The sequence below is a fragment of the Amycolatopsis sp. NPDC114504 genome (assembly GCF_055633595.1).
On record NZ_JBVKDU010000004.1, the window covers coordinates 112,418 to 137,768 of the forward strand.

General features: G+C 71.4%; 26 protein-coding genes. 8 read left to right on the top strand and 18 right to left on the bottom strand.

The features are described from left to right. Positions 1–12: 12 nt before the first annotated feature. The gene (locus ACZ7PG_RS30380) at positions 13–1,218 is read left to right on the top strand and encodes an MFS transporter (protein ID WP_470242545.1); all 1,206 of its coding nucleotides are present in this window, start codon (positions 13–15) and stop codon (positions 1,216–1,218) included. A gap of 127 nt (positions 1,219–1,345) precedes the next feature. On the opposite strand, the gene ACZ7PG_RS30385 is transcribed toward ACZ7PG_RS30380, so the two are convergent. From ACZ7PG_RS30385 to ACZ7PG_RS30405, 5 genes are read right to left on the bottom strand one after another with little or no spacing between them, the layout of a single operon-like run. Further along, positions 1,346–1,636 carry a muconolactone Delta-isomerase gene (locus ACZ7PG_RS30385; protein WP_470242546.1) on the bottom strand — a complete coding sequence of 97 codons (291 nt, stop codon included), beginning with the start codon at positions 1,634–1,636 and terminating at the stop codon, positions 1,346–1,348. Position 1,637: 1 nt separating this feature from the next. After that, positions 1,638–2,756: a muconate/chloromuconate family cycloisomerase gene (locus tag ACZ7PG_RS30390; protein ID WP_470242547.1), complete on the bottom strand. Its 1,119-nt coding sequence runs from the start codon at positions 2,754–2,756 to the stop codon at positions 1,638–1,640. Positions 2,757–2,815: 59 nt separating this feature from the next. Continuing rightward, the gene (gene catA, locus ACZ7PG_RS30395; protein WP_470242548.1) at positions 2,816–3,664 is read right to left on the bottom strand and encodes a catechol 1,2-dioxygenase; all 849 of its coding nucleotides are present in this window, start codon (positions 3,662–3,664) and stop codon (positions 2,816–2,818) included. Then, positions 3,661–5,235 (bottom strand): 4-hydroxyphenylacetate 3-hydroxylase family protein, encoded by a 1,575-nt coding sequence (locus ACZ7PG_RS30400; RefSeq protein ID WP_470242549.1) that lies wholly within the window; start codon positions 5,233–5,235, stop codon positions 3,661–3,663. Before ACZ7PG_RS30400 ends, catA begins: the two co-directional genes overlap by 4 nt. Positions 5,236–5,277: 42 nt before the next feature. Continuing rightward, complete coding sequence (locus tag ACZ7PG_RS30405) at positions 5,278–5,835, bottom strand: flavin reductase family protein (protein WP_470242550.1); 558 nt, start codon at positions 5,833–5,835, stop codon at positions 5,278–5,280. 124 nt (positions 5,836–5,959) lie between these two features. Here ACZ7PG_RS30405 and ACZ7PG_RS30410 point away from each other — a divergent pair, with 124 nt between their 5' ends. Then, on the top strand, positions 5,960–6,754 hold the full coding sequence (locus ACZ7PG_RS30410) for an IclR family transcriptional regulator domain-containing protein (protein ID WP_470242551.1): 795 nt from the start codon (positions 5,960–5,962) through the stop codon (positions 6,752–6,754). Positions 6,755–6,801: 47 nt separating this feature from the next. Here the strand turns inward: ACZ7PG_RS30410 and ACZ7PG_RS30415 are convergent, their stop codons facing one another. After that, positions 6,802–7,494, bottom strand: a complete 693-nt coding sequence (locus ACZ7PG_RS30415; RefSeq protein WP_470242552.1) for a tetratricopeptide repeat protein — start codon at positions 7,492–7,494, stop codon at positions 6,802–6,804. A gap of 251 nt (positions 7,495–7,745) precedes the next feature. After that, on the bottom strand, positions 7,746–8,762 hold the full coding sequence (locus ACZ7PG_RS30420) for a DUF3592 domain-containing protein (protein WP_470242553.1): 1,017 nt from the start codon (positions 8,760–8,762) through the stop codon (positions 7,746–7,748). A 315-nt stretch (positions 8,763–9,077) separates the two neighbouring features. Between ACZ7PG_RS30420 and ACZ7PG_RS30425 the strand changes: the two genes are divergently transcribed. Together ACZ7PG_RS30425 and ACZ7PG_RS30430 are read left to right on the top strand one after the other, a co-directional pair. After that, positions 9,078–9,386: a hypothetical protein gene (locus tag ACZ7PG_RS30425; protein ID WP_470242554.1), complete on the top strand. Its 309-nt coding sequence runs from the start codon at positions 9,078–9,080 to the stop codon at positions 9,384–9,386. Beyond that, a complete protein-coding gene (locus ACZ7PG_RS30430; RefSeq protein WP_470242555.1) occupies positions 9,383–10,696 on the top strand; it encodes a DUF4474 domain-containing protein in 1,314 nt (437 codons plus the stop codon). The genes ACZ7PG_RS30425 and ACZ7PG_RS30430 overlap by 4 nt, the downstream gene beginning before the upstream one ends. Before the next feature lie 3 nt (positions 10,697–10,699). Here ACZ7PG_RS30430 and ACZ7PG_RS30435 read toward each other — a convergent pair whose 3' ends face one another. The 4 genes from ACZ7PG_RS30435 to ACZ7PG_RS30450 form a co-directional block, all read right to left on the bottom strand. Beyond that, positions 10,700–10,972, bottom strand: a complete 273-nt coding sequence (locus tag ACZ7PG_RS30435; protein WP_470242556.1) for a hypothetical protein — start codon at positions 10,970–10,972, stop codon at positions 10,700–10,702. A 29-nt stretch (positions 10,973–11,001) separates the two neighbouring features. Next, positions 11,002–11,730, bottom strand: a complete 729-nt coding sequence (locus tag ACZ7PG_RS30440) for a nitronate monooxygenase (protein ID WP_470242557.1) — start codon at positions 11,728–11,730, stop codon at positions 11,002–11,004. Between the two features lie 433 nt (positions 11,731–12,163). Then, the gene (locus tag ACZ7PG_RS30445; RefSeq protein ID WP_470242558.1) at positions 12,164–13,369 is read right to left on the bottom strand and encodes a cytochrome P450; all 1,206 of its coding nucleotides are present in this window, start codon (positions 13,367–13,369) and stop codon (positions 12,164–12,166) included. A gap of 17 nt (positions 13,370–13,386) precedes the next feature. Beyond that, positions 13,387–14,316, bottom strand: coding sequence for a PDR/VanB family oxidoreductase (locus ACZ7PG_RS30450; RefSeq protein ID WP_470242559.1), 930 nt, complete (start codon positions 14,314–14,316; stop codon positions 13,387–13,389). 96 nt (positions 14,317–14,412) lie between these two features. On the opposite strand from ACZ7PG_RS30450, the gene ACZ7PG_RS30455 reads away from it, so the two are divergent. Next, positions 14,413–15,165 carry an IclR family transcriptional regulator gene (locus ACZ7PG_RS30455; RefSeq protein ID WP_470242560.1) on the top strand — a complete coding sequence of 251 codons (753 nt, stop codon included), beginning with the start codon at positions 14,413–14,415 and terminating at the stop codon, positions 15,163–15,165. Between the two features lie 134 nt (positions 15,166–15,299). Here the strand turns inward: ACZ7PG_RS30455 and ACZ7PG_RS30460 are convergent, their stop codons facing one another. The 6 genes from ACZ7PG_RS30460 to ACZ7PG_RS30485 are packed head-to-tail and all read right to left on the bottom strand — an operon-like array spanning position 15,300 to position 21,259. Next, the gene (locus ACZ7PG_RS30460; protein ID WP_470242561.1) at positions 15,300–16,454 is read right to left on the bottom strand and encodes an alpha/beta hydrolase family protein; all 1,155 of its coding nucleotides are present in this window, start codon (positions 16,452–16,454) and stop codon (positions 15,300–15,302) included. A gap of 10 nt (positions 16,455–16,464) precedes the next feature. Beyond that, positions 16,465–17,235 (bottom strand): SDR family NAD(P)-dependent oxidoreductase, encoded by a 771-nt coding sequence (locus tag ACZ7PG_RS30465; protein ID WP_470242562.1) that lies wholly within the window; start codon positions 17,233–17,235, stop codon positions 16,465–16,467. Continuing rightward, complete coding sequence (locus ACZ7PG_RS30470) at positions 17,232–18,188, bottom strand: fumarylacetoacetate hydrolase family protein (RefSeq protein ID WP_470242563.1); 957 nt, start codon at positions 18,186–18,188, stop codon at positions 17,232–17,234. The genes ACZ7PG_RS30465 and ACZ7PG_RS30470 overlap by 4 nt, the downstream gene beginning before the upstream one ends. Positions 18,189–18,190: 2 nt before the next feature. Beyond that, positions 18,191–19,129 (bottom strand): VOC family protein, encoded by a 939-nt coding sequence (locus ACZ7PG_RS30475; RefSeq protein WP_470242564.1) that lies wholly within the window; start codon positions 19,127–19,129, stop codon positions 18,191–18,193. Between the two features lie 17 nt (positions 19,130–19,146). Further along, entirely contained in the window at positions 19,147–20,262 is a 1,116-nt protein-coding gene (locus ACZ7PG_RS30480; RefSeq protein WP_470243647.1) for an FAD-dependent oxidoreductase, read from the bottom strand. A 37-nt stretch (positions 20,263–20,299) separates the two neighbouring features. Then, entirely contained in the window at positions 20,300–21,259 is a 960-nt protein-coding gene (locus ACZ7PG_RS30485) for a cyclase family protein (protein WP_470242565.1), read from the bottom strand. Positions 21,260–21,343: 84 nt separating this feature from the next. Here ACZ7PG_RS30485 and ACZ7PG_RS30490 point away from each other — a divergent pair, with 84 nt between their 5' ends. Continuing rightward, entirely contained in the window at positions 21,344–22,255 is a 912-nt protein-coding gene (locus ACZ7PG_RS30490) for a LysR family transcriptional regulator (RefSeq protein ID WP_470242566.1), read from the top strand. 73 nt (positions 22,256–22,328) lie between these two features. Here ACZ7PG_RS30490 and ACZ7PG_RS30495 read toward each other — a convergent pair whose 3' ends face one another. Beyond that, positions 22,329–23,471 carry an acyl-CoA dehydrogenase family protein gene (locus tag ACZ7PG_RS30495; RefSeq protein WP_470242567.1) on the bottom strand — a complete coding sequence of 381 codons (1,143 nt, stop codon included), beginning with the start codon at positions 23,469–23,471 and terminating at the stop codon, positions 22,329–22,331. Between the two features lie 156 nt (positions 23,472–23,627). Between ACZ7PG_RS30495 and ACZ7PG_RS30500 the strand changes: the two genes are divergently transcribed. Beyond that, positions 23,628–24,737, top strand: coding sequence for an LLM class flavin-dependent oxidoreductase (locus ACZ7PG_RS30500; protein WP_470242568.1), 1,110 nt, complete (start codon positions 23,628–23,630; stop codon positions 24,735–24,737). Next, entirely contained in the window at positions 24,734–25,351 is a 618-nt protein-coding gene (locus ACZ7PG_RS30505; protein ID WP_470242569.1) for an alpha/beta hydrolase, read from the top strand. Before ACZ7PG_RS30500 ends, ACZ7PG_RS30505 begins: the two co-directional genes overlap by 4 nt.

Here is a 25,351-nt window from a genome sequence, read left to right on the forward strand (position 1 = left end):
CCGGAGCTGCCCGTGTCCGACCAGTCCGTCTCCGCTCCCCCGCTCGCCGTGGACCCCGCCACCGGACGGCAGGCCGGCCCCGCCCAGGCTGTCGTGCTGCTGCTCGCCAGCTGCCTCTCGGTGCTCGGCGCGGTGCTGCTCGCCCCGGTCCTGCCCCGCATCCAGGACGCGTTCGCTCTCACTCCGGGCGTCACGACGCTCACCCCGATCGTGCTGACCGTTCCGGCGCTGGTCATCGGGCTCACCGCGTCGATCGCCGGCCGGGTCGTCGACCGCCTCGGCCGCAAACGGCTGCTCGTCGGCGCGCTCGTCGTGTACGCGTTCGTCGGGACCGCGCCGCTGTGGCTGTCGTCCCTGCCACTGATCGTCGCGAGCCGGGTGCTGGTCGGCCTCACCGAAGCCGCCATCATGACGTGCTGCACGACCTTGCTCGCCGACTACTTCCACGGGCCCCGGCGCGAACGTTACTTCGGCCTCCAGACCGTCTACACCACGGTCGCCGCAACGATTTTCTTCGCCGTCGGCGGCCTGCTCGGCTCGTGGGGCTGGCGCACGCCGTTCTGGCTCTACGCCATCAGCCTGCCGCTCGCTTTCGTCGCCGCGCGAGTCATCTGGCAGCCGCCGCAGACCCGCAGCCGCGAGAAGCTCCCGCCCCTGCCGTGGCGCGGCTTCCTGGCGCCGGTCGGAGTCACCCTGGCCGGCGGGCTCGTGTTCTACGTCCTCATCGTCGAACTGTCCTATGTGCTCGACGGCATCGGCGTCACCGCCACCGCGACCGTCGGGCTCGTCAGCGCGGTCGGGTCACTGGCCACGGCCGTCGCGGCGTTTCTGTTCCCCCGCCTCGCGAAGCCGGGTCCCGCCGTCACCATCCCCGCGGCGTTCGTCCTTTGCGGACTCGGCATCCTCGTCCTCGCCCTGGCCACCTCGGTCCCGGTAGTGGTCATCGGCGCCGTCGTGACCGGCCTCGGCAACGGGCTGATGCTGCCCGCACTGCTCACCTGGGCGCTCGGGAGCCTGACGTTCGCCCAGCGCGGCCGGGGTACGGGTATCTGGACATCGGCCCTGTTCGTCGGCCAGTTCGCCAGCCCGCTCGTCGTGCTCGCCCTGGCCGCGGCCGCCGGCGGCCTCTCCACGGCCCTGCTCGTCGTCGGCGCCGCCGCGCTCCTGCTCGCCGTGGCCGTCCGGATCCTCCGTCCGGCGCGGCCGGCAGCCGGTTGACCATTCAGCGGCGCGCCCACGGCAACGCCGACGCGTACGCGGCCCAGCCGAACCAGCAGGGGTCCGTGGCAGCGCAATGCCGAGGCGGAGGCCGCTACGCCGATGTCCTGGGCCTGCTCAGCCGCGACTACCGCTCCTGACCATCCGCTGCGGCCAGATCCGAAGGGTGCGTGGCCAGCGGCGTGACCTCGATCTTCATGAACGGGTACAGCGGCAACGTCGAGAGGATGCCGTGCAACTCGTCGTTGGAGGCCACGTCGAAGACGCTGAAGTTGCTGTAGCGCCCCACGATCCGCCAAAGGTGCACCCACACGCCCGCGCGCTGGAGCTCCAGCGCGCGGGCCTTTTCCGCGGCGATCCGGTCGGTGACGTCGAGCCCGGCCGGGATCGAGACGTCCATCCGCACGTGGAACAGCATCTCAGCGCCTTTCCAGCCGGCGCACCGCCGCCAGGTCGAGGTCGACGCCCAACCCTGGGCCGTCCGGCAGGTGCAGCTCGCCGCCGGCGTAACGCAACGGCGTTGCCAGCAGCTCTTCGCTCATCAGCAGCGGCCCGAACAGCTCGCTCCCCCACGTCACCGCCGGCGCGGTGCACGCGAGGTGCAGCGTCGCCGCCGTCCCGACGGGGCTTTCGATGGACGTCCCGGCGTGACACGGGATCCCGGCCGCGGCGGCGACCTCCGCGATCGCCCGCGTCGCCCGCAGGCCGCCGGACTTCGTCGTCTTGAGCGAGAAGACATCGGCCGCGCGGGCCTGGGCCAGCCGGAGCGCGTCGCCCGGGGTGCGGAGGCTTTCGTCGGCCATCACCGGGATCGGCAGCGCGCGGTTGATCTCGGCCAGCGCTTCGACCTCGGCGCCCGGCACCGGTTGTTCGATGAGGTCGACGCCGGCGTCGACCAGCCGCGGCAGGTACCGCAACGACGTCAGCAGGTCCCAGCGCGCGTTGAGGTCCACCCGCACGCTCGCCACGCCGACGAGCTTTTCCGCCACCGCGCACACCCGCGACACATCCTCCGCGGGGTCGAGGGCGCCCATCTTGAGCTTGAAGCTGCGGTGCCCGGTGTCAAGCTTCGTGAGGGCTTCGTCGGCGACCACCGGCGCCGGTTCGGTGCCCAGCGCCCAGGTCACCGGCACCGACCGCCGGGCGAGACCGCCCAGCAGCGTGTGGACCGGCACGCCGAGCGCACGGGCCCACGCGTCGTGCAGGGCCACCTCGACGGCGGCCTTGGCGTAGAGGTTGGCCGCGACGACGTCCGAGAGATCGCGCAAGATCCCCGCGATGTCGTCGACGCTCCGGCCCAGCAGGACCGGCGTGAAGTAACGCTCGACCACCAGCTGCATGGTCTCCACCGACTCGCCACCCCACCACGGGCCGCCCGGGACCACCCCCTCGCCGACGCCGATGACGCCGCCGCGGGTGTGCACGAACACCAGCAGCACCGGCTGCGCGGCCATGCCGGTGCGGGCGAAGCGGTGCGGTCGGCGCAAGGGCACGTCGAGCAGCACGGTTTCGACGCGCTCGATCGCCAGGTCGGTCATGTCTCCTCGTTCCGGGGAAGGGGCCGGCCGGGCCGTGCGAGGCCCGGCCGGCCGGTGCGTCAGGCGCGTTCGAGCACGAAGTCGTAGGTCGCGCGCAGCCGGGCGTCCTCCTGCGGCCGCGGGTCGAGCACGAGCTCCGGCTTGGTGGCTTCGGCGACGTCACTGTCGAGCCACTCACCGCCCTGGAAGTACAGCTGCGTGGTGATCGTGCGGTGGCCGGGCGCACGCACCATGAGGTGCAGGTGCGCGGGCCGCCAGGCGTGCCAGCCCGCGGCGGCGACGAGCTTGCCGGTCGGGCCGTCGGTCGGGATCTGGTACGGCGCCGGCTGGACGGTCGTGATCTCGAACCGGCCCTGCCCGTCGCTGACGACGACACCGCGCAGGTTGCCGTCCGGGATGTCGGGCGCGAAGCCCGAGTAGTAGCCGTCGTCGTCGGCGTGCCAGATGTCCAGCTCCGCCGCGGCGACCGGATTGCCCTCGACGTCGCGGACCCGCCCGGCGAAGACCAGCGGGGTGCCCTTCTCGTCGGTGCGCATCGGCAGTGCCGCCTGCCACGGCAGCTTCTCCTGGCCCGGCAGGTAGTACGGGCCCTGGATGCTGCCCTTGGTCCCGTCCTGGGTCCGCGCGGCGACCTCCTCGACGACGTGCTCGACGAAGACGTCCAGGAACAGCGGCCATTCGCCGCCCTCGCCGACGTCCATCAGCCACTGCTTCGCGGCCTGGAACTCCGGGTAGGTGACGTCGTGCTCGCGGATCGCTTGGTGGACACCGTGCAGCACGGCGCGGGCGACCTCGTCGACACGCTCGGGCGGCACGTCCCGCGTGGTGCGGCCGGCCGCGCGGAAGGCCGCGCTGGCGGAGCTGCCCGAGCCCGCCGCGGTGGGCGTGGGGTGTTCGGTGGTGGTCATGGCGGGTCCTTCGTCAGCGGGGAAAGGGAGGTGGCGCCGGGGTTGTAGAGGTCGGGGACGGTCCAGTCGTCGAGGTCGTACTCGGCCATGCACTGCTCGGCGAAGCCCTTCATCGCCTCGGCCGAGCCGGACTGCTGGGCGGCGAACAGCAGCTCGGCGCGCACGCCCTCGTGGTTGCCGGAGTAGTTGCGCTCGTAGAGCTCGTGGCGGCCGCCGAACTCGCTGCCGATCGAGTCCCAGATCAGCTTCATCAGCTTCACGCGCTCGACGGAGTCGTACCCGTTGGAGCCGCGGACGTACTGGTCGAGGTAGGGCCGGATCTCCGGCGACTTGAAGTCCTTCGCCGAGGACGGCAGGTAGATCAGCGCGGATCCCAGGTCCTGCATGATGATCTCGCGGATGCGCGGGTAGCCGAGCGTCATGAACCAGCGGTAGGCGAGGCCGTAGTCCAGGTGCGGCAGCACGGCGCCGTTCTTCCACTCGTCCGGGTTGGCGGCCATCGCGTCCGAGAGCGCCCAGAACAGGTTGCGCCAGCCGATGACCTCGCCGACGCGGGTCTGGATGCCGCGGAAGTCCTTGGTGCCGGTGACTTCCACGCCCTTCATCAGCAGGCCGGCGATGAAGTCGAGCTTGACGGCCAGTCGCGCGACGCCGTGGAAGGTGAAGCGGTGCAGGAAACCGGAGCCGGGGAAGAACGTGCTCGCCTTCTCCGCGTCACCGTAGATGAAGACGTTCTCCCACGGGATCTTCACCTTGTCGAGGATGAAGATCGTGTCGTTCTCGTCGAACCGGCTCGAGAGCGGGTAGTCGAACGGGCTCGCGGTCGCATCGGCGACGTTCGAGTAGGAGTTGCGGCAGATCAGCTTCATCCCGGGCGCGCCCATCGGCACCGTGCAGACCAGCGCGAACTCGCGCTTCTTGATCGGCAGGCCGTAGTGGGCGATGAAGTTGTAGTTCGTGATGGCCGAGCCGGTCGCGACGACCTTGGCGCCGGAGACGATCAGGCCGTCGTCGCGCTCCTCCTCGACGTGGATGAACAGGTCCTTGACGTCGTCGGGGTTGCGGTCGCGGTCCACCGGCGGGTTGATGATCGCGTGGTTCCAGTAGAGCACCTTCTCCTGCGACTCCGCGTACCAGCGCCGGGCGTTGTCGGCGAACGGCTCGTAGAAGTCGGAGTTCGCGCCGAGCGTGCCGAGGAAGGCGGCCTTGTAGTCCGGGCTGCGGCCCATCCAGCCGTAGGTCATCCGCGCCCACGCGACGATCGCGTCGCGGTCGGCGAAGAGGTCCTCTTTGGACCTCGGCGTCCGGAAGAACGGGTGGGTGAAGCCGCTGCTGCCGGTGTCGGTCGGCGCGGTGAGCACGGACTGCTGGTCCGGGTCGTGCAGGGCGTCGTAGAGGCGGGCGGTCATCCGGACCGAGTTGCGGAACGCCGGGTGCGTCGTGACGTCGTCGACCTTGTCGCCGTAGATGAACACCTCGCGGCCGTCACGGATGGACTCGATGTACTCGTCGCCGGTCATCGGCCGGGTCGTGCGCACCTTCGCGGGCGCGTCGTGCTCTTGGATGGTCATCGGTGAACCCTTCGTCGGTGAACGGTCTTTTCGCGGGCGGAGTCAGGAAGCTGCGGTGAGGGGAGCGAATTCGGCCGCCGAGCCGAACCAGCCGAGGTCGGGGCAGTCGACCGAGGCCGACCAGTGGGCGTGGCCGCGCGGGCCGAGTTCGCGGAACCCGCCGGCGAAGAACAGCAACGGGTCGGCGTCGCCGGTTTCGAGGTGCTCGACCTCGCCGATGACGATGAGGTGGTCACCGCCGTCGTAGATCCGCCACGGGCGGCACGAGATGGTGGCCGCGGTGCCGGTGAGCACCGGCGCCACCACGCCTTCGGCCCACCCCGGCGCCCGGTCCTGCGGGCGGCCGGCGAAGTGCCACGCCGTGTCGAGCTGGTCCGCGGCGAGGACGTTGACGGCGAACGGCGCGCCGTCGAGGTAGCGGCAGGCCTTCGACTTGCGCGTCAGCGTCACCTGGCACAGGGCCGGCTCCAGGGAGACGGCGGTGAAGGCGTTGACCGCCGCGCCGTGCGGCTCGCCCTGGTCGTTGCGGCAGGTCACGACCGTGACGCCGGTGGCGAAGCGGCCGAAGGCATTCCGGATTTCGCGCGGGTCGAGCGTCATTGCCCTTACCTCCTGTACGCTGTGCGTACACTATGAACGCTATGCGGACACTGTAGGGAGAGTCCCCCGGCGGGTCCGCGTTGTCAAGACGGGGTCCCCGGCGCGGGTGCGGAAGGATGGGGCGATGGAGACCGACCGCGACTTCATCCAGAGCATCGAGCGGGGCTTCGCCGTGCTGATGGCGTTCGACGCCGAGCGTCCGAACCCGACGCTCGCCGAGCTGGCCTCCGCGACCGGCCTGTCCCGTCCCGCCGTGCGGCGGATTCTCCTGACGCTGCAACGCCTCGGGTACGTCCGCGGCGACGGCCCGCGCTGGTCGCTGACCCCGCGCGTGCTCAGCATCGGGCAGCACTACTCGGCGTCGCACGGGATGATCGAGACCGCCCAGCCGCGGCTGCTGAGCCTGGCCGAGGAAACCGGCGAATCGGCGTCACTGGCCGCGCTGGACGGCGCCGAAGTCGTCTACGTCGCCCGCGTTCCGGTGCGGCGGATCATGAGCATCAACGTCTCGATCGGCACGCGGGTGTCCGCGCACGCGACGTCGATGGGCCGGGTGCTGCTGGCCTGGGCGCCACCGGCGCTGGTGGACGAGGTCGTCAAGGCCGGGCTGCCGCGGTTCACCGCGCGGACGATCATCGATGAAGGCGACTTCCGGAAGGCGCTACGGACCGTCCAGGACCAGGGCTGGTCCCTGGTCGCCGAGGAACTGGAAGAGGGCCTGCTTTCGGTGTCCGCGCCGGTGCGCGACGCGAGCGGCACGGTGGTGGCGGCGCTGGCGTCGTCCACCTCCAGCGGCCGGTCGGACGTGGAGAAGCTGCGCCGGGAAGTCGTGCCGCTGGTAGTCCGCACGGCGGCGCGGATCAGCGCCGACCTCGGGCACCGCGTCGTGCCCGGCGCCGGCCGCGAAGGGTTTTTCTAGCGGCGAAACCGGCGTCACGCCGGCGGACGGGCGTGCGCCGCTGTCACTCAGGCCTTGGTGGTGTGACCCCGGGCGATCAACGCCGCGATCTCCGCCTCTCGAGACGTCAACGACGAACCGGGTGCCGAGGGGCCCGCGGCCCGGGGCCGCACCGCTCTCCCGCTCTGGCGGACGACGAGGTCGAGCCCGATCTTCACCGCGTCGGCCAAGGTGACCTGGGCGTAATCCTGGCGGATCGCCGCGTGCGGGCCGAAGGCCCGCAGCGAGGTACCCAGGCGGCTCCAGACCGACGCGGCCACCCTTTCCAGCGCCGCGGCGTCGACCAGGTGCCCTGCGGAAGCCGCCACCCGGGAACTGATCTCGGTGCACAGCGCCGTGCAGACGCCGTCCCCGAAGTCCTGCTCGATGCGCATCGCCACGATGATCGCCGCCCGCGCCTCGGCCACCTGGCCGAGGTGCAGGTGGCTGATCGCGGACGCCCAGTGCGCGTACGCGCGGTTCCACCGCTCGCCCACCGCCGACGCCCGCTCGATGACGGCCGCGCAGGTCTCGAGCGCGTCCTCGGACTGCCCGGCGTAGGCCTGGGCCATGGCGAGCTGGAACGACGCGGTGAGGACGAGCCCGGTGTCGCCGATGGCACCGTGGATCTCGATCGCCTCGCGGTAAAGGGAGATCGCCTGGTCGAGGTCGCCCGCGAACAGGTTCAGCAGCGCGCGCCACAGCCGGACGTGCCCCTGCAAACGGCAGCAGCCGCTCCAGCCACCTTCTGCCTCCTGACCCGGGAGAAAATCTTCAAGCAACGAGGGTTCTACGTCGACGTCGACGTCGACACGGCGAACGGCGTCCTTCCTGAGCCTGGCAGCAACCCGTTCGCCACCATGGGCAAGCCCGGCTACGAGGCCGAAACGCGCGAACTACTGCGAGGTCGGCCTCACTGCTGCCAGCGACGACGGTGCCGGCGCGGAAGAACAGGAAGACGAGCGGCCGCCGGTCACCGGCGGCCGCCGCCCTCGGTGCGCAGGTTCAGCGCGAAAGCCGGGACCGCGTACGGACCGGGGCGGCTCGGGCCGTTCGGGAAGAGGACGACCATGTGCCGTCCCCAGCCGCCCACCCACGCCAGCCGGTCGGTGAAGTCTGCCAGCCCATTGGCCCCGTGCGTCGAAGACATCGCCTTCAGCACGATGCCGGTGCCCTCGCGGAAGCGGACGTGGATCTCCGGCGGGGGCCGCCTCAGTGAGCGGCCGTTGCGCGCGGAGACGCGCACGATGTCGACCGTCGCGTTGCGCCAGCCGGTGGCCGCGACCGCGCGGGCGCGGCCCCGCCAGCCCACCGCGGCCAAGACGGCGAACAACGTCCCGAGCGAGCCGGCCACGAGCAGGACGTAGCCGAGGTTCACGAGGAACCGGCTCTTGTTCTCTTCCACCGGGGTGCGCACGCGATCCGGATCATCCCGGTCGTAGATCACGGTGACCCGCTCGCCGACGGTGTAGGAGTTCTTCGAGTCGCGGACGATCTTCGCGGTCCGCGACTCGAAGCGCACCTCGAACGTCATCCCGCCGCGGGTGAACGTCCGCACGGAAACCACCTCGCCGGTGGTCCGCGCGCCGGTGGCGAGGAGTTCGTCGGCGGCCTTGTCGAGCAGGACCAGATCCGCGACCCCGGCCCCGGCCAGTGCCATCCAGACGAGGACGAACGCCGCCGCGCGACGGGCCACCCGGCGCAGCCGGCCGGTTTCGGCCGCGAAGTCGATCCGGCGGTCGTGGTCGTGGTCGGTCGGCGGCGGCAGCCAGCCCCCGAAACCGTCCTCGCTCGCGGCAGCGCGATTCCGGACCGACACCCGCCGGCGCCAGACCGCGCCGCCGGACCCCACCGCGACCAGGACGGCAACGGCGGGAACCAGCCCGAAAGCCGCCACCACATCCGGAGAAAAGGCGAAGACGGCCACCACCGCCGTCGGGAGCGCGAACCACACCCACTGCCGCTTGACGAAACCGCCGAAGGGGTCCATCAGCCGAGCTTAGAAGCCTTGAGCAGCGCCGATTCTGCGAGAAACGGCACAGGACGGCGAGGCAACCGGACGGCCACGCCAGGCGTGCAAGTGAGCAAGCCCGACAGCCGACCGAATGCCCATCCGTCGCAATTCGTGGAAACCATTCGCACGTCGTCGCTTCTCTGCAGGTGCTGTCGCTGCTGACCATCCGTGCACGTGTCCGGTTCTGGCCACTGACCGGGGAACGGAAAACGGCACCTCGGCTTCCGACCTGCGGCAAACTGTTACATTGCCGACGGGGCCTGTCACTCGGACGGCGGAGAGGGAGTTCCGGTGGGTTTCGAGGTCGACGTCGCGGACATCAACGCCGCGGCGGCCAAGCTCGGTGCGGGCGCGTCGCCGACGCTGTCCATCGGCGGATCGCCGAACGTCGGGAGCACAGCGCGCGCCGCCGGCTTCGCCGGGGACTACGACGTCTGGCTGGCGACGCGCAAGGACGACCTGGACGCCGCGCAGCAGCAGGTCGAAAACCTGGTCGAGAGCATCCAGACGGCCGCGAAGAGCTACCACAGCACCGATTCCGGGGCTCGTGACGCCTTCCTGAAGGCGCTGGACAGCACCTTCGAGAGGATCGACCGGTGAGCGTCTTCGACAAGATCTACGCGCTCGCCGACCAGGTGGAGAAGGGCAGCACCACCGAGCTGGACGACCGCGCCCGGGCGTGCCGGGACACCAAGGAAATGCTCAAGGACACCAAGGCCCTGCTGGAGAGCGTGCGTGTCCAGCTGAGCGAGGGATGGCACGGTGGCGCCGGCGAAGCGGCGCTCGCATCGCTGGAAGCGTTCAAGAAGAACCGCGATGACCAGGCCCAGGACCTCGAGGACTCGGCCAAGTCGTTCGAGACGATCCGCGACGCGCTGGCGAAGGCCCAGCAGGACGCCCGGAGCAAGCGCGCCGACGCCCAGGGCCTCCAGAAGAAGCTCGACCACGGGTGGCACGGCTTCGGGATCCGCCAGGTCGACCTCGCCGTCGCCTGGGCGCAGGACAAGGCCGTCAAGGCCCAGGCCCTCGTCCTGCTGGCCGACCTGGAGCGGGTGACCACCACCTACGACGCGATCCTGCTCATCGAGGGCCAGAAGCTGAGGTTCAAGACGGGTCAGGTCTGGGAGCTCGCGGGCTCCGAGAAGCGGAACCTCGCCGAGATCTTCGCGATCCTGGGCCGCGAGATACCCGGCCTCCTCGCGCTGCTGAAGAAGCACCCGGAACTGTGGAAAGCGCTGAAGGACCAGGACTGGAACAAGATCATGCAGAACCCCGAGGTCGCGCAGAAGATCTACGACTACCTCGGTTTCCGGTACAACGAGGAAGGCGGCTTCTACACCACCGGCGAGCATTCGGTGCAGAGCTACCTGGGCTGGAAGGACTTCTACGACAAGCTCGGGAAGCTCGGCGGGATGGACCTCGACGAAACCGGCGACGACGGCGACAACATGGAGTTCACCGACCCCGAGACCGGGAAGACGTACCGGCTGGAGCTGTGGAAGGGCAAGTACGCGAACCACGCGTTCGGCGGGGAAGTCGGCTTCTACACCAGCGATTCGCCGAACAACAACGGCCACTTCAACGCCGCCCAGGGTGACGACCAGATCAAGGTGACCCAGACGATCTACAACAAGGACACCGGCCAGGTCTACTTCACCAACGACGGCCAGGGCGCCGACGGCACCGACAAGAAGCACTTCTGGAACCTGGCGATCCGCAACGACCCGGACGTGAAAGCCGACCAGCTCCCGCTGGCCCAGCGCGCCACGATCGAGGTGCGGGACGTCGGGATGCGCGACCGGATGTACGACGAGATGGTCCGGTACGCCGCCGCGCACCCGAACGACCACCTCACCGTCACGAAGGGGTCCGACCAGCCGCCCACGCTGAGCTACGACTGGCGGAAGTAACCCCTACAGCGAGCCCACCGGCGTGAACTCGTACGGCTCGTCGTCGTCCTTTTGCGACCGTCCCCGGCGAGCCGGGACCGGGTCGTTCAGACCGGCGAACACACCGTCCACGTCGACCAGCGCGGCGACCTCGTCGGCGACGTGCTGGCCGTGCCGGTCTTCGATGTCCGCCAGGCCCGTGCGCAACGCCGTCGTGGCCGCGCTCCTGGCCTTGTCCTGCAACGCGTTTGCCAGCTCCTCCGGCGTTTCGCCGGAACCCCGCCTCGAGTCGGTCATGCCCTCAGCCTAGACGGACCGGGTCGGGTTCAAGTCCTTTTCCGGGCACCAGCAGCACGCTGGTTTCGGGCCATGCAGCCCGGATCAGCTGCGGCTGGGCTGCTCGACGAGTGCGGCGATCTCCCGCAGGGCCTCGCAATCGGCCACGAGTTGCCGGGCGATGTCACCGGCGGGCCGCAGACCGGTGAACGAACCGACGATCTGGCCGATGAAGAACGGCTCCAGCTCACGTACGCCGTCGGCTTCCCATTCGTCCGCAGCTGTCGTGTGGTTTGCCCGGTGCGCGTCTTCGACCGCAGGGTGTCGGCGCTCGTGGCGGCGAGGAACTTCTGCTTCACCTCGACCGGCGTGATGTCCTCTTCGCTCGAGAGCCACACCGAACCGCACCACACCCCGGACGCGCCCAAGGCCAGTGCGGCGGCCAATTGACGGCCGCTGCCGATACCGCCGGCGGCCAGAACCGGGCGGCCGGCGGCGAGGTCGACGATCTCGGGCGTTAGGACGGTGGTCGCGATCGTGCCGGTGTGCCCGCCCGCTTCGGTCCCCTGCGCGATCAGCACGTCGACGCCGGCTTCGAGCTGCCGCACGGCGTGCTTGGGCTGCCCGACCAGGGACGCCACCACGATGTCGGCCGCGTGCGCGCGCTCGACCAGATGTGGCGGCGGTGTGCCCAAGGCGTTGGCGACCAGCGCGATCGGGTGGTCGAAAGCGACGTCGAGCAGTGCCTGGGCGCCGGTCGGGTTGATGTTCGCGGCCACGTCGTCGGCGAACGCACCGCCGGCGGCCGCCTTCGGGACGCCGTACTTGTCCAGCAGACGCTGGACGAACTCCAGGTGCCCGGCCGGAATCCGGGCTCGCAGGCTGGCGACGAGGTCGTCGGGGTTTCGGCGACACAGGCAGGTTTGGTCGCCCCGTGGAGCTGGATGACGTAACGGGTGGTCACGGTGCGGCCCGCCAGGCCGTCCGTCAAGTCGGTGAAGGTCGCCGTGGCGCGCGGGCGAGAGCGTCGATGCGGTTCTGCTCGATCACCAGCCGGCCCGTTGGGCCGAGGTCCTCACCGAGTGCGGCACGCAGCTGTCCACCGTCGATGCACGTCGTCTCCAGGCCGTAGCGAGCTTCGCGGCGCCGCAACTCCCGGGCCGGCGTCGCCAGGTGTCGAAGTCCACCGGCACTGACGCTATGGCCTGCGTTTCACCTGACGGTCCGAATTCGCACCGGCAGGGAATTCCATGCCCGCAACGTGTTGTTGTGGTGGCGCTCCGGCGTGCCGTCCAGCTCGATCGTGTGCACTCGGGAGGCGAGGGCGGTGAGCAACGCCTCCGCCTCGAGCCGGGCGATGTGCTGGCCGACGCACTGGTGGAGGCCCATGCCGAAGCCGACGTGGCCGGATGGGTCACGCGACAGGTCGAACGCGTCCGGGTCGCGCCACCGGCGAGGATCCCGATTGGCCGCCGCCAGGAACATCAGCACCTTGCGGCCTTCCGGGATGACCACGTCGCCGATACGCACGTCCGTGGTCGTCGTGCGGAAGAACGTCTGCACCGGCGACTCCCAGCGCACCGCTTCGTCGAACGCCACCCGCGCGAGACCGGGGTTGTCCCGCAGGCGCTGCCACTGGTCCGGATGCGTGGCGAAGGCGTACAGCACGGCGGAAAGGGCGTGCACGGTGGTGTCGACGCCGGCCGTCAGCAGGGACCGCACGATCAGGGGGGCCTGCTGCGGGGTGATGTCGCCGCGGTCGGCTGCGGCCCAAATGTCGGCTCCGAATCCCTCCGGCGCAAGCACTTCGCGCCGGCATTGGCGGCCGACCCACTCCGACAGCTCCGCCACCCGGGGCGCGCCGCGGGCGACGAGGTCGTTGTCCGGGCCGAAGGCGTTGAACGCGTGATCGCCGTAGGGCAGCAAGTTCTCGCGTCCGGCCCGCGGAAGTCCCACCGCGTCCGGGAACACGCGCAGCGGAAACGCGTGGGACAGGTCTCGGGCGGCGTCGAACCGCGCACCTCGGGTCAGGACCTCGTCGACGAGCGCTCCGGCATCGGCCGTCCAGCGCTCGTGCAGGCGCCGCAGCGGCCGGGGGCCGAGGATCTTGCTCAGGACGCGACGGGGTGCGTCGTGCCGCGGCGGGTCGGCCTCCAGCAGCAGACTCGGTGGCCGCCACGGCTTTTCCGTGCGGAAGTTCGTGAGGCCCACTCCGGCCGCGGACTGGAACCGCTGCCAGTCCATGAGGGCACCGTGCACCTGCTCGTAGCGGGCGACCGCGAAAACGTCGTAGCGGGACAGGTACACGACCGGGCCCGCGTCGCGGAGTTCGGCGTGCAACGGGAGCGGATCTTCCAGGACGGCGTGGCCGAACGGGTCGCCGTCGTGGACCGGGCAGCGGGTTTCGAGGGTGGTCATGCCGGACCTCCGAGGGATCACAGGTCGAGGACGAGGCGGTCGGACAGCGAGCGGGACACGCAGACGAACATGCAGTCGGCCGCCGTCCGTTCGTGGTCTTCGAGGATCGCGTCGCGGTGTTCGGGACAGCCCGCGAGCACGGTGGTTTCGCAGGTGCCGCAGGTGCCCTGACGGCATGAGGAAAGAACCTCGACGCCGGCCGAAGCGACGGCGTCGAGCACACTCGTGCCGGGCGGCACGATCACGCGACCGCCGCTGCGAGCCAGCTCGACCTCGAACGGCGTGGTCCGGGAAGGTTTCCCGGCGTCGGCGACGAACCGTTCGGTGCGCAGGGTGTGCGGCGGCCACGGGGCGCAGACCCGCTCGATCGCGTCCAGCAGCGGCGCCGGGCCGCACGCGTAGATCTTCACGTCCGGCCGCGGTTCACCGAGGAAGTCCGCCAGGTCGAGCAGGCCGTACTCGTCCTGCGGGCGGACCAGGACGCGGTCGCCGTAGGCGTCGAGTTCGCCGAGGAAGGCCATCGACGCGCGGCGCCGTCCGCCGTAGAGCAGCCGCCAGCGCGCGCCGAGCAGCTCGGCCTGGTGCACCATCGGCAGCAGCGGCGTGATCCCGATGCCGCCGGCGACGAACAGGTACTCCGGCGACGGCACCAGCGGGAAGTTGTTCCGCGGGCCGCCCACGCCGACCTCGTCGCCGACGTCCAGCTCATCGTGCACGTACGCTGAGCCACCGCGGCCGCCGGGCTCGCGCAGGATCCCGATCCGGTAGTGCCCGGGGTCCCAGCGGTCGCCGCACAGCGAGTACTGCCGGGTCAGTCCGTTCGGCAGGACGAGGTCGATGTGCGAGCCGGGTGTCCAGTCCTTCACCCGGCCGTCACCGGCCAAGTCGAGCGTCACCACGCCGTCCGCCGCGAGGGTCTTGCGGCGGACGCGCAAGGAAGTGGTCATCGTCGATCCTCCTCGGAAGACCATCGCCGAACCCGCCTCGGCCGCGAAACGAACTCTCAATGGACGAGAGAGTCCGGGGCGGTGATACTCGGATTCATGCCACGGGCACCCACCGGCGAGTCGTCCATCGCCCGCGCGGCGCGGATCATCGCCGCCTTCACCGCCGCCGAGACGTCGTTGACCGTTTCCGAGATCGCGCGGCGGACCGGCTTGCACATCGCCACCGCGTCGAGGCTGATCGCGGAGCTGACCACGCACGGGCTGCTGGCCCGCGGGCCGGGCCGCGAGGTCCGCGTCGGCGTCCGGCTGTGGGAGCTCGCGGCCCGGGCCTCCCCCACGACGTCGCTGCGGGACGCGGCGATGCCGTACCTGGAGGACCTGCACGCGGTCGTCGGCCACCACGCGCAGCTCGCCGTCCTCGACGGCGACGACGTCCTGTTCGTCGAACGGCTCTCGGCTCGCGACGCAGTGATCAACTACTCGCAGATCGCCGGCCGCCTGCCGGTGCACCTCTCCTCGAGCGGGCACGTGCTGCTGGCCTACGCACCGGCCGAGGCCCGCGAGCGAGTGCTGAAGCGCCCGATGGAGGCCAGCACCGCGGCGACGATCACCACCCCCGGCCGGCTGGAACTCGCGTGGGCGGCCGTCCGGAAGCAGGGCTACGCACTGCTGCCCGGGCACGTCCACGAGGACGCGACCGGCATCGCGGTCCCGGTCCGCGATGCCCTCACCGAGGTCGTCGCGGCGATGTCGATCATCGTGCCCAACGACGAGCACGCCCGGTCGGGCATCCCGGCCCTGCTGGCCGCTGCGCGCGGGGTCAGCCGGACCTTGTCCGGCCGCCGGTGATCCAGCTGGGCGAGGACGGCCTCACCCACGCCGCCGCCGGGCACGAGACACCGTTCGGGCCGGCCGCGATCGGCCGGCGGATCGACGACGAGCGGCTCGACCGTCCAGCTCCCGGTCGAGGTCACCTCCGGCCGCTACTCCTGGTCGCTGCCGTGGCCGAACACGTCGCTGACCCAGTCGGCGATGTAAGTGCTGACGTGGCCGAGGTGGTCCAGCCCGATGTGCTCGCTGGCGCCTTCCTCGGCCGTGAAGATCCGCAGGTCCCGCCGGGGGCTGTGCACCGCTTGCCCGTAGGAGCGGTGGGCGTACTCCAGCGGGATCTGCCGGTCGCGTTCGCCGTGGCAGATGAGGAACGGCACGGTGATCCGCTCGACCACGCCGTCGAGGTTGACCTGGTCGGCGAAGGCGATGAACTCGTCGAGGTTCTCGTGACCCCAGACCCACAGGACGTGCTCCCAGTAGTGCGGCACCGGGCGCTCGCCCTCGCGCTCCAGACGCCGTCGCTGCACGGCGCCCCAGTCGTGGTTGGCGCCCCAAGCGACGACCAAGGCGAGCCGCTTCTCGAACGCGGCGGCGCGCGGGGCGTAGTAGCCGCCGAGCGACCAGCCCACCAGCCCGATCCGGGCGGTGTCGACGTCGTCGCGGGTCTCGAGGTAGTCGACGCAGGCGCTCGCCCACGCCTCGGTGTCGACGCGGGCGGTGAGGCCCCGCACCCGCAGCGCTTCACCGGATCCCGGGCAGTCGACCATCAGGCACGAGATGCCGCGCGCGGCCAGCTCTTCCCAGTGCCCGGAGGCGTACATGTGCTCTTTGGTCGAGTCCAGCCCGTTCCACATGATCATGACCGGGGCGTGGGCGCCGGCGGAGCTGAAGTACGCAGGCAACGTGGTGTCTTCGTAGGGGACCTCGACGCGGGTGATGGCCGGGTCCTTGAGGTCGAACGCCTTCTGCTGCAGCTCCAGGACGCGCCGGTAGCTGTCGAGCCGGCCGTCGGCGGAAGCGCTCTGCAGGCGTTCGGCCTGGGCGAGGTAGTTGGTGGCGCGGGCGTAGAGCTGCCCGGCGGTCCGGCGGTGGCCGGCCTTCTCGGCTTCCTCGGCCTGCGCGACGAGCTGGTCGGTCAACGCCGTCCAGGCCCGCAGGAAGTCCGGCGTCCCCGCGTCCTCGCCGCGGGTGGCCGCCTCCCGGATGGGGCGGCAGGCACGGTCGACCTCGTCGATGAGCCCGCCGCTGTTGAGGGTCGCCACGACCCCCAGGCTCCACGGGTAGTTCTCGGGAAAGTACTCGAACACGTTCGTCCTCTCAGGTGGTGGCGGTGGCCGGCGGCCGCAGGGCGTCGCTGATCGACTTGACGCCGCCGTGCGCGGTCATCCCGCCGTCGACGGGGATCTCCGCGCCGGAGATGAAGGAGGCTTCGTCGCTGAGCAGGAAGGCGACGAGGGGAGCGATGTCCGCGGGCGTGCCGGCCCGGCCGAGCGGGGTCTCCCGGAGGTTCGCGTCCCGGAAGGCGGCCGGGGCCGAGGCGGTCATCGGGGTCTCGATGTAACCCGGGTGAATGGCGTTCACCCGGATCCCGCGGGAACCCAGTTCGAGGCTTGCCGCCTTGACCAGGCCCCGCAACGCCCACTTGCTGGCGGTGTAGGCGACCGCGTAGTGACCGGTCAGGGCGGCGGCAGAGCCGACCACGACGATCGACCCACCGGCACGCATGAGCGGCAGCACGGCCTGCATCGCGCGCACCGTGCCGCCGACGTTGACGTCGTGGACCCGGGCCAGGTCGGCCGGATCCAGCTCCGCCAGCCGAGCTCGCCAGGTGATGCCGGCGTTCGCGACGAGCCCGTCGACCCGGCCGTGGTCGTGCCGGATCTCCTCGGCGACGACGTGCCAGCCGCGGGTGTCGGTCACGTCGAGCCGCCGGTAACGAGATCCGGCCACCTCGTCTTCGGGTTCGGGCGCGACGTCCACGGCGACGACGTCGGCGCCCTCCGCGATCAGCCGGCGCGCCTCGGCGGCACCCTGCCCGCGTCCGGCGCCGGTGACGACCACGACCTTCCCGGCGAGGCGCCCGGTCACCGGGAACGCCGGCGGGGACGCGGACGGGCGGGAAGCACCGGCGGCAGGGCGGTACCGGCGACCACGGTGTTGCGGATCGTCCCGAGCCCTTCGACCGTCATCTCGACGACGTCACCGGGCGCCAGCGGCGGGATGTCCCGGCCACGGCCCCACAGCTCGGCCAGGCAGCCGCCGTTGCCGCAGGTTCCCGACCCGAGCACGTCACCGGCTCGCACCCGGGTCCCTCGCGAGGCGTAGGCGACCAGCTCGGCGAACGGCCAGCCCATGTTCGACAGCAGGTCGTGCCCGATCCGCTCGCCGTTGACCGCGACGCTCATCTCCAGCGCGAGGAAGCCGTCCTCGTCGTGGTGGGCTTCCAGCTCGTCGGCGGTGACCAGCCACGGCCCGAGAGTCGTGGCGGAGTCCTTGCCCTTCGCCGGCCCGAGCTGGACCTTCATCTCGCGCCGCTGCAGGTCGCGGGCCGACCAGTCGTTGAGGATCGTGTACCCGAAGATCGCCTCCCGGGCCCGCGAAGGATCCAGGGACGCACCGTCGCGGCCGACGACGGCGGCGACCTCCAGCTCGAAGTCGAACTGCTCGCAGCCGGGCGGGATCGGAACGTCGTCGTGGGCGCCCAGCAGCGCGTAGGGGTTGGTGAAGTAGAACGTCGGTGCCTCGTACCACTCGGCGGGTACACCGGCCCCGCCGGACACGCTCGCGACGACCCCTTCCACGTGCTCCTCGAAGGCGACGAAGTCCCGCACCGCAGGCGGGTCCAGCGGGGGGAGCAACCGCACCTCGGCCGGCGGGATCGCCGGTCCGCGCAGGGCTGCGGCGCCCGCTTCGAGCGCGGCGGGCAGCCCGGTGCGCACGAGGTCGAGCACGGTCGTCTTGTCCGGCAACGGGTGCAGCCCGTCGTCGCCGACGACTCCGGCGCGGATTTCGCTGTCCCTTTCATAGGTGGCGAACCGCATGGCTACACCGGCGGGGCGACGAAGAGACCCTTGTCCGGGTCGTTGAAAGATTTTTGCGCGACGAACTCGTTCATCGCGTTCGCCGTCCCCCACTGGTCGGAGACCTCCGGCTTGCTGAAGTCGTAGAGGTGCGGGTGCCAGGCATCCTCGTCGACCTCGTCCAGCTCGGTCGTGTACTCGAGGGTGTTGCCGTGCGGGTCGAGGAAGTAGGAGAAGGTGTTGTTCCCGGCCAGGTGCCGGCCCGGCCCCCAGATCTTCTCCACCCCGGCGCGCAGCAGGCGGCCGGTGCCGCGCATGTACTCGTCCAGCCCGCGCAGCTCGAAGGACGCGTGGTGCAGCGACGGGTGCGGGCCGCGGGCGATGGCGACGCTGTGGTGCCAGGCGTTGATCCGCAGGAACCACATCATCTCGCCCATCCGCGGGTGCATGAGCGTGTCCGAGAGCCGGAACCCGAGATGGCGTTCGTAGAAGGCGCGGGTTCCTTCGGGGTCGGCGGAGTTGATGACCACATGCGACAGTCGCACCGGGACGGATTCACCGGCTTCGATCTTGCGGTGCGCGCGGATCGTGACGTCGGCGCTGACCTCGATCGTGCGGCCCTCGTTGTCGAAGAACCGGAAACCGTAACCGCCACCGGGCGTCAGGAGCGTCCGGGGCTCGTGGACGAGGGTGACGCCGGAAGCGGCCAGCCGGGCGGCGAGGGTGTCGACGTCGGCCGGGGTGGCGGCGCCGAACGCGATCAGGTCGATCCGCTTGTCCTCGGCCCGGCGCAGCCGGACGACGTACTGCTCGGGCGAGCCCTCCGCGGCGAGGAACGCGATGCCGGTGTCGGTGTGCTCGGTGCTCAAGCCCCAGGCGCCGGTGAAGAAGTCCCGCTGCCGGGCGAAGTCGGGCACGGCGAGGTCGACGTGCCGCAGGTGGGTGATCAGGCGGTCGGTCACGGAATCCTCCGAGGTGGTCAGGCGGGCTGGGCGACGAGTTCGGCGATCCGGCGCATGAGCCCGGGGACGTCGCCCTGCTCGCGGTCGAGGAGCCACTGGCCCAGCTGGTTGGACGCGTCGACGACGGCCTTGGCGCGGACGTAGCGGCGGTCGGTGAACGCCGTCCACAGCCGCTCGTCGACGACGTCGTGCTCGGTGAGCAGCTCGGCCAGGACCGCCGCGTCTTCCAGGGCTTGGGCACCGCCTTGGGCGAGCGTGGGCGGGCAGGAGTGCGCCGCGTCGCCGATCAGCACGACCCGGCCGCGGTGCCAGGGCGGCGGGAGAACATGGGTCTCGAACCAGGTGTAGTGGATGCGCTCCGGGTCGTCGAGCGAAGCGCGGATCTCCTCCCACGGCCCGTGGTAGGCCGACGCGAGCCGTCGCATCTTCTTCAGTCGCTCGTCGGGACTGAGCACGCCGCGGTTCTGCGCGTCCTCGACGAGGTAGGCGTAGAGCGAGTCTTCCCCGGTCGGGCAGTACCCGGCGATGTAGCACGGGCCGCCGTAGCAGAGGTCGGTCCGCGTGATCGACGCCGGGCGCGGGCAGAACGCGCGCCAGATGCCCATCCCGGTGGGCCGCGTGTCGATCTCGATGCCGAGCAGCCGCCGGACCGTCGAGCGGATGCCGTCCGCGCCGACGACCAGGTCGTACCGGCCGGTCGAGCCGTCGGAGAAGGTGACGTCGACGCCGAGGTCGTCGCTGCGCAGCCCGGTGACGGCAAGTCCGAAGCGCACCTTGGCGCCGGCGTCGGCGGCCCGGCTCAGCAGGGTCCGGGCGAGCGCGGGGCGGGTCATGCCCACGGTGGCGGGCAGGTCCGGGCCGCCGGTGCGGAAGTCCGGCATCTCCACGAGCAGCCGGCCGTCCGGAGCTCGCAGCCCCACGCTGTCGAAGCCGTAGCCCTCTCGCCGCACCTGGTCCCAGACGCCGAGGCGGCGCAGCTCGCGCAGCGCGTTGCCCTGCAGGGTGATGCCGGAGCCGAGGGCGGCGACGTCGGTCATGACGTCGATCAGGTCGACGGCGGCCCCGTCGGCGGCGAGGTGGATGGCCGTGGCCGATCCGGCCAGTCCCCCGCCGACCACGAGGACGGTGTTCACGGCTGGCAAGTCGAACTCCTTCGTCCGATGTGGACTGTCATTTGACGGCGATCGGGGCGACCGGGGCGCCGACCGCGCCGGTCACGGGCAGGGGTGCGGCGGTGAGCCAGAACTCGAAGACGCCGTCGGCCGCGCAGTCCTCGGCGAGCGCGTCGAGGTCCCACATCTCGCCGAGGAACAGGCCGATGTGCGGGATGGCGACCTGGTGCAGCGGCTGGAACGCGTTGTCGAACTCGTTCGGCCGCACCTCCACCCCCCAGGTGTCGGTGGCGATCCCGGCGATGTCGGTCCCGTGCAGCCACTCCGCGGTCGTGAACGACAGGCCGGGGGAATCGCCCGCCGCGTAGTCGCCCCAGCCTTCTCGCCGGGCCCGGGTGAGCCGGCCGGTCCGGACGAGGACGAGGTCGCCGCGGCCGACCCGGGCCGTGTCGCCGTGGGCGGCGATCGTGGCTTCGAGGTGTTCGACGGTGATCGCGAACCCGTCGGGCAGTTCGCCGTCGCCGACCACGCGGCCGACGTCGAGGAGCACTCCGCGGCCGGCGATCAGCCCGGCGGTCGTTTCGATGCCGGTGACCTGGTCGCCTTCGCTGGTGACGACGTCGCCCGCGCGGCGGCCGTTGTAGGCGAGTCCGTGGTCGAAGATGTGGCCGAGGCCGTCCCACTGGGTCGAGGCCTGCAGCGGCATGAACACGACGTCGTCGGCGCCGCCGATCCCGTGCGGGAAGCCCTGCGTGCCGCGTTCGGCGTCGACGCCGGTGTCGAGCATCGTGTGCACCGGGTTGGTCCGGCGGCGCCAGCCCTTCTGCGGGCCGTTGGCGTCGAAGCTCTGGGCCAGGGAGAAGCTCGCTCCGCGCCGGACCAGTGCGGCGCCTTCCACGCGTTTGGCGGCGTCGAGGTGGTTCAGCGTGCCGAGCACGTCGTCCGGGCCCCACCGGCCTTGGTTCGAACAGCGCTTCGCCGCTGCCGCGATCGCGCCTTCGGGATCGTTTCGTTCCACGACGTCCAGGGTGAAGTCCGGCCGGCCATCCGGGAAGACGAATCAGCTGATGCGCCACATCAGCGTGGTGGATATCCTGCCGCGATGAACCTCGGCACGCTGGACCTGAACCTCCTGGTCACGCTGGATGCGCTGCTGCAGCGGCGCAGCGTCACCCGCGCCGCCGAGCAGGTGGGCTTGAGCCAGCCGGCGGTCTCCGCGCAGCTCGGCAGGCTGCGTCGGCACTTCCACGACGAGCTGCTCACGCGGGTGGGCAACGCCTCCCGCCTGACGCCGCTGGCCGTCCAGTTGAAGGAGCGCGTCCGGGTCGCTCTGGCGGGTGTGGACCGGGTCTTCACCGCCGCGGCCGACTTCGATCCCGCGGCCACCACCCGCGAATTCTCCTTCGTGGTCAGCGACTACGGCGCGGCGGTGCTCGGTCCGGCTCTGGTGGCGTTGCTCGACGAGCAGGCTCCCGGGGCACAGCTGCGGCTGCTCGCGAACACCCCGCACCTGGTCGACGCGGCCGAACAGGTACTGGCGGGAGTCGACTTGTTGTTGCTGCCGCACGGATTCGTCCAGGGCCTGCGGCACCAGGACCTCTACACCGACGAGTGGGTGTGCCTCGTCGCCGCCGACAACCCGGATGTCGGCGACACCCTGACGACCGAGCAGCTCCAGACGATGCCCTGGGTGGTCACCTACCACGGACCGACCGCGTCGACTCCGGCCGCACGGCAGATGCGCATGCTGGGCATCGAACCGCACGTGCAGATCGTCACCGAGTCCTTTCTGGCCGTTCCCGGCCTGGTCGCCGGCTCACGCCGCGTCGCCCTGCTGCAGCGGCGCCTGGCCGACCGGATCCCGGCAGCCCTCGGCGTCCAGGCGCTGCCGTGCCCGTTCGAGGTGAGCCCGTTGCTGGAAGCGATGTGGTGGCACCCGATCCACGACGACGACCCCGAGCACCGCTACCTCCGCGAACTCGTCGCCGAGGCCGCAGCACAAGTCTCGGCCTGACCTGCACAGCCCCGCCGCACGCGACCGGGACCACGCTGCGGGTCGGTGCTGGTGGGCGGGCCCGCGAGCCGACTCAAGCCAGGAGCGAGCGTCCCAGCCCGGTGAGCACGGCGTCGTCCTGCGGGGTGTGGACGCGGCTGCACAGCACGTCCCGGTAGTGGCGCTGCAGCGGGTTCCCGTGCGTCAGCCCCGGGTTCCCGGCCAGCGCGACGGCTTGTTCGACGGCCTCGATGAGCAGCCTGGTGGCGAGGACCTTCGCGACGCCCGCGTGCGCCGGCGCGGCCGGCTCGCCCTCGTCGACCCGGCGGGCCAGCCCGAACAAGATCTCCTGCGCACCGGTGATGCGCGCGGCGATCTCCCCCACGCCGGTCTGGAACCGCGGGAGCGTCGACAAGGGCTTGCCCAGCCCGCTCGGGACACGCTCGCGCAAGAACCCCGTCAGCCAGTCCAGAGCGTTGCGAGCCACGCCGAGGTACAGCGCGGGCAGCGCCAACGGGAACGTGAGCACCGGCGGCCGTTGCTTGTCCGGTGTGGACAGTCCGGTGGTGGCACCCTCGGCGACCGGGACGTCGTCGAACACGACGTCGTGGCTCGCACTGGCCCGCAGGCCGAGGTGGTCCCAGGTCGGCTCGATCGTGATGCCCGGCGCGTCGGCGCGGACCAGGAAGCCGCCCACGCGCGGTTCGGGTTCGTCGGTCCGGGCCCAGACGACCAACCACCGCAGGCCTTCGGATCCGGTCGAGTAGATCTTGCGGCCGGACAGGCGCCAGCCGTCCGCGCTCCGGCGGGCGATCGTCGCCGGCAGGCCGCCACGCGTCGGCGAGCCCAGCTCCGGTTCGACGCGCAGCGCGTTGATCAGCACCGGCCGCTCGGCCGATTCCGCCAGCACCTCGCGGTAGACCTCGTCGGGCCAGGCCGGGTCGACCCCCTGCCCGGCGTGGACGAACAGCGTCATCGCCGTCACCAGCGCGACCGACGGATCACCGCGGCCCAGCTCGGAAAGCAGCCGTGCGGTATCGAGCACGCCGGCGCCGGGACCGCCGTAGCGCGGGTGCACGGTCGTCGTCAGCAGCCCGGCCGCGTGCACGAGCTCGACGCCCTCGTGCGGGAAGGTCGCCTCGCGATCGTGCTCGCCCGCCCGCGAAGCCAGCGCGGCGACGATCGACGGCAGCGCGGCGAGGTCCGGCTGCGGCACGGTGGCGACGGTCGTGGTCACGAAATCCTCCCGGAGGGTCGGGCCGACGATAAGCCGCCCGGACCACCGGGGACCAGAGGCGTCCAGCAAATGGACACCTGAAGATGCCCAATTGACACGGCGTCCGCGGATGCCGTTCCCTGGGTCCGCGTTTGTCTTGCGGCGAAAGGAAAGCAGATGCCCGTCGAGTTCGTCGGCATGATCGGCACCCAGGACGCGAGTGAGACCCGGCCGGCCAGAGGCCCGGTCGTCGACCCGGCCTACGTCCGCCGGTTCGCCCGGGCGCACGAGGACGGCGGGTTCGACCGCGTGCTCATCGGTTACGGCGCGGGCTGGCCGGAAGGCCAGCAGGTCGCCGCCTACACCGCCGCCCACACCGAGCGCCTCGGCGTGCTGGTCGCGCACCGCCCCGGGTTCGTCGCGCCGACGCTGGCGGCGCGCGCGTTCGCCACCCTCGACCACTTCAGCGGCGGCCGCGTCGCGGTGCACACCATCACCGGCGGCAGCGACGTCGAGCAGGCCCGCGACGGCGACTACCTGCCCAAGGACGAGCGGTACGAGCGCACCGACGAGTACCTGGAGATCCTCAAGCGCGCCTGGACGTCCGGGTCCGCGTTTTCCCACCACGGCAAGCACTACCGGCTCGACGACTACACCCCGCAGGTGCGGCCGGTGCAGAACCCGCGGATTCCGCTCTACTTCGGCGGTTCGTCGGAAGCGGCGTACCGCGTCGGCGGCAAGCACGCTGACGTCTTCGCGCTCTGGGGCGAACCGCTGAAGGAAACGGCGGAGCAGATCGCGTCCGTCCGGGCGGCGGCGAAGGCGGCCGGACGGCTCACCCCACCCGGGATCAGCGTGTCCTTCCGGCCCATCCTCGCCCCGACCGAGGAGCTGGCCTGGGAACGCGCCGAGCGAATCCTCGACAAGATCACCGCCACGGGCGCGGCGAAGGCGGCGCGCGAGTGGCGTGACGGCGGTCCGCCGAGCAACGTCGGCAGCGTCCGCCTGCTGGCCGCGGCCGCGAAAGCCGACCGCCACGACCGTGCACTGTGGACTCCCCTGGCCACCGCGACCGGCGCCGCCGGCAACTCCACCGCGCTGGTCGGCACGCCCGAGACGGTCGCCCAGGCGTTGCTGGACTACGTCGACATCGGCGTCACCACCCTGCTGATCCGCGGCTACGACCCGCTCGACGACGCCATCGACTACGGCAGGCACCTGCTGCCGCTGGTGCGCTCCGAGCTGGCCCGCCGCGAGCGGCAGCCCGCCACGGCGGCCGCCGTATGACGCTCGCGGCTCCAGCCGGCGGGGTGCCCGTCCGCGGCACGGTCGTGCTGCTGCCCGGTCGCGGCGAGCACCCGGCCCTGTACCACCGCCTCGCCACCCGGCTCGCCTTCGACGGGTACCGGGTGACCACGACCGAACCGGACATCGGGCCCGAACCGGTGGTGGTGCTCGGCCACGACACCGGCGCGCTCCGCGCCCTCGAACTGGCCACCGAACGCCCGGTCGCCGCGGTGGTCGCCAGCGGGCTGCCGCTCGGCGAGCCGGGCGACTGGGCCGACGAGCTGGACGCGCGGACCGCGTGCCCGGTCCACCACGCCCTGCTCGACGGCGACGACCGGTTCACACCCGGTGAGCTGCGGGAACCGGTGCCGGACCGGGCCGCCGAGCCGGGCGTGCCCGTCCTGGTGCTGCACGGCGAAGCCGACCGCGTGGCGTCGCCGAAAGCCGCCCGCGCGTTCGCCGAATCGCTCCCGGCCGGCCGGTTCGTGCTGGTCGGCGGCGGGCGGCACGACGTGCTCAACGACGTCGACCACCGCAGCGTCGCCGCCGAGATCGTCCAGTTCCTGGAATGGCTGCGCGCCGGGAAGCGCGCGCCGGCGCTGGTCCGGGGATGA

What these genes read in the sequence shown, in the direction of transcription:
- ACZ7PG_RS30405 (WP_470242550.1), bottom strand. Translation starts at nt 5,835, where the DNA reads ATGACGCTCGACCCGCGCGAAATCCGGAATGCCTTCGGCCGCTTCGCC.
- ACZ7PG_RS30450 (WP_470242559.1), bottom strand. Translation starts at nt 14,316, where the DNA reads ATGACCACTTCCTTGCGCGTCCGCCGCAAGACCCTCGCGGCGGACGGC.
- ACZ7PG_RS30420 (WP_470242553.1), bottom strand. Translation starts at nt 8,762, where the DNA reads ATGGACCCCTTCGGCGGTTTCGTCAAGCGGCAGTGGGTGTGGTTCGCG.
- ACZ7PG_RS30445 (WP_470242558.1), bottom strand. Translation starts at nt 13,369, where the DNA reads ATGACCACCCTCGAAACCCGCTGCCCGGTCCACGACGGCGACCCGTTC.
- ACZ7PG_RS30470 (WP_470242563.1), bottom strand. Translation starts at nt 18,188, where the DNA reads ATGCGGTTCGCCACCTATGAAAGGGACAGCGAAATCCGCGCCGGAGTC.
- ACZ7PG_RS30410 (WP_470242551.1), top strand. Translation starts at nt 5,960, where the DNA reads ATGGAGACCGACCGCGACTTCATCCAGAGCATCGAGCGGGGCTTCGCC.
- ACZ7PG_RS30435 (WP_470242556.1), bottom strand. Translation starts at nt 10,972, where the DNA reads ATGACCGACTCGAGGCGGGGTTCCGGCGAAACGCCGGAGGAGCTGGCA.
- ACZ7PG_RS30400 (WP_470242549.1), bottom strand. Translation starts at nt 5,235, where the DNA reads ATGACCATCCAAGAGCACGACGCGCCCGCGAAGGTGCGCACGACCCGG.
- ACZ7PG_RS30490 (WP_470242566.1), top strand. Translation starts at nt 21,344, where the DNA reads ATGAACCTCGGCACGCTGGACCTGAACCTCCTGGTCACGCTGGATGCG.
- ACZ7PG_RS30390 (WP_470242547.1), bottom strand. Translation starts at nt 2,756, where the DNA reads ATGACCGACCTGGCGATCGAGCGCGTCGAAACCGTGCTGCTCGACGTG.
- ACZ7PG_RS30385 (WP_470242546.1), bottom strand. Translation starts at nt 1,636, where the DNA reads ATGCTGTTCCACGTGCGGATGGACGTCTCGATCCCGGCCGGGCTCGAC.
- ACZ7PG_RS30505 (WP_470242569.1), top strand. Translation starts at nt 24,734, where the DNA reads ATGACGCTCGCGGCTCCAGCCGGCGGGGTGCCCGTCCGCGGCACGGTC.
- ACZ7PG_RS30455 (WP_470242560.1), top strand. Translation starts at nt 14,413, where the DNA reads ATGCCACGGGCACCCACCGGCGAGTCGTCCATCGCCCGCGCGGCGCGG.
- ACZ7PG_RS30500 (WP_470242568.1), top strand. Translation starts at nt 23,628, where the DNA reads ATGCCCGTCGAGTTCGTCGGCATGATCGGCACCCAGGACGCGAGTGAG.
- catA (WP_470242548.1), bottom strand. Translation starts at nt 3,664, where the DNA reads ATGACCACCACCGAACACCCCACGCCCACCGCGGCGGGCTCGGGCAGC.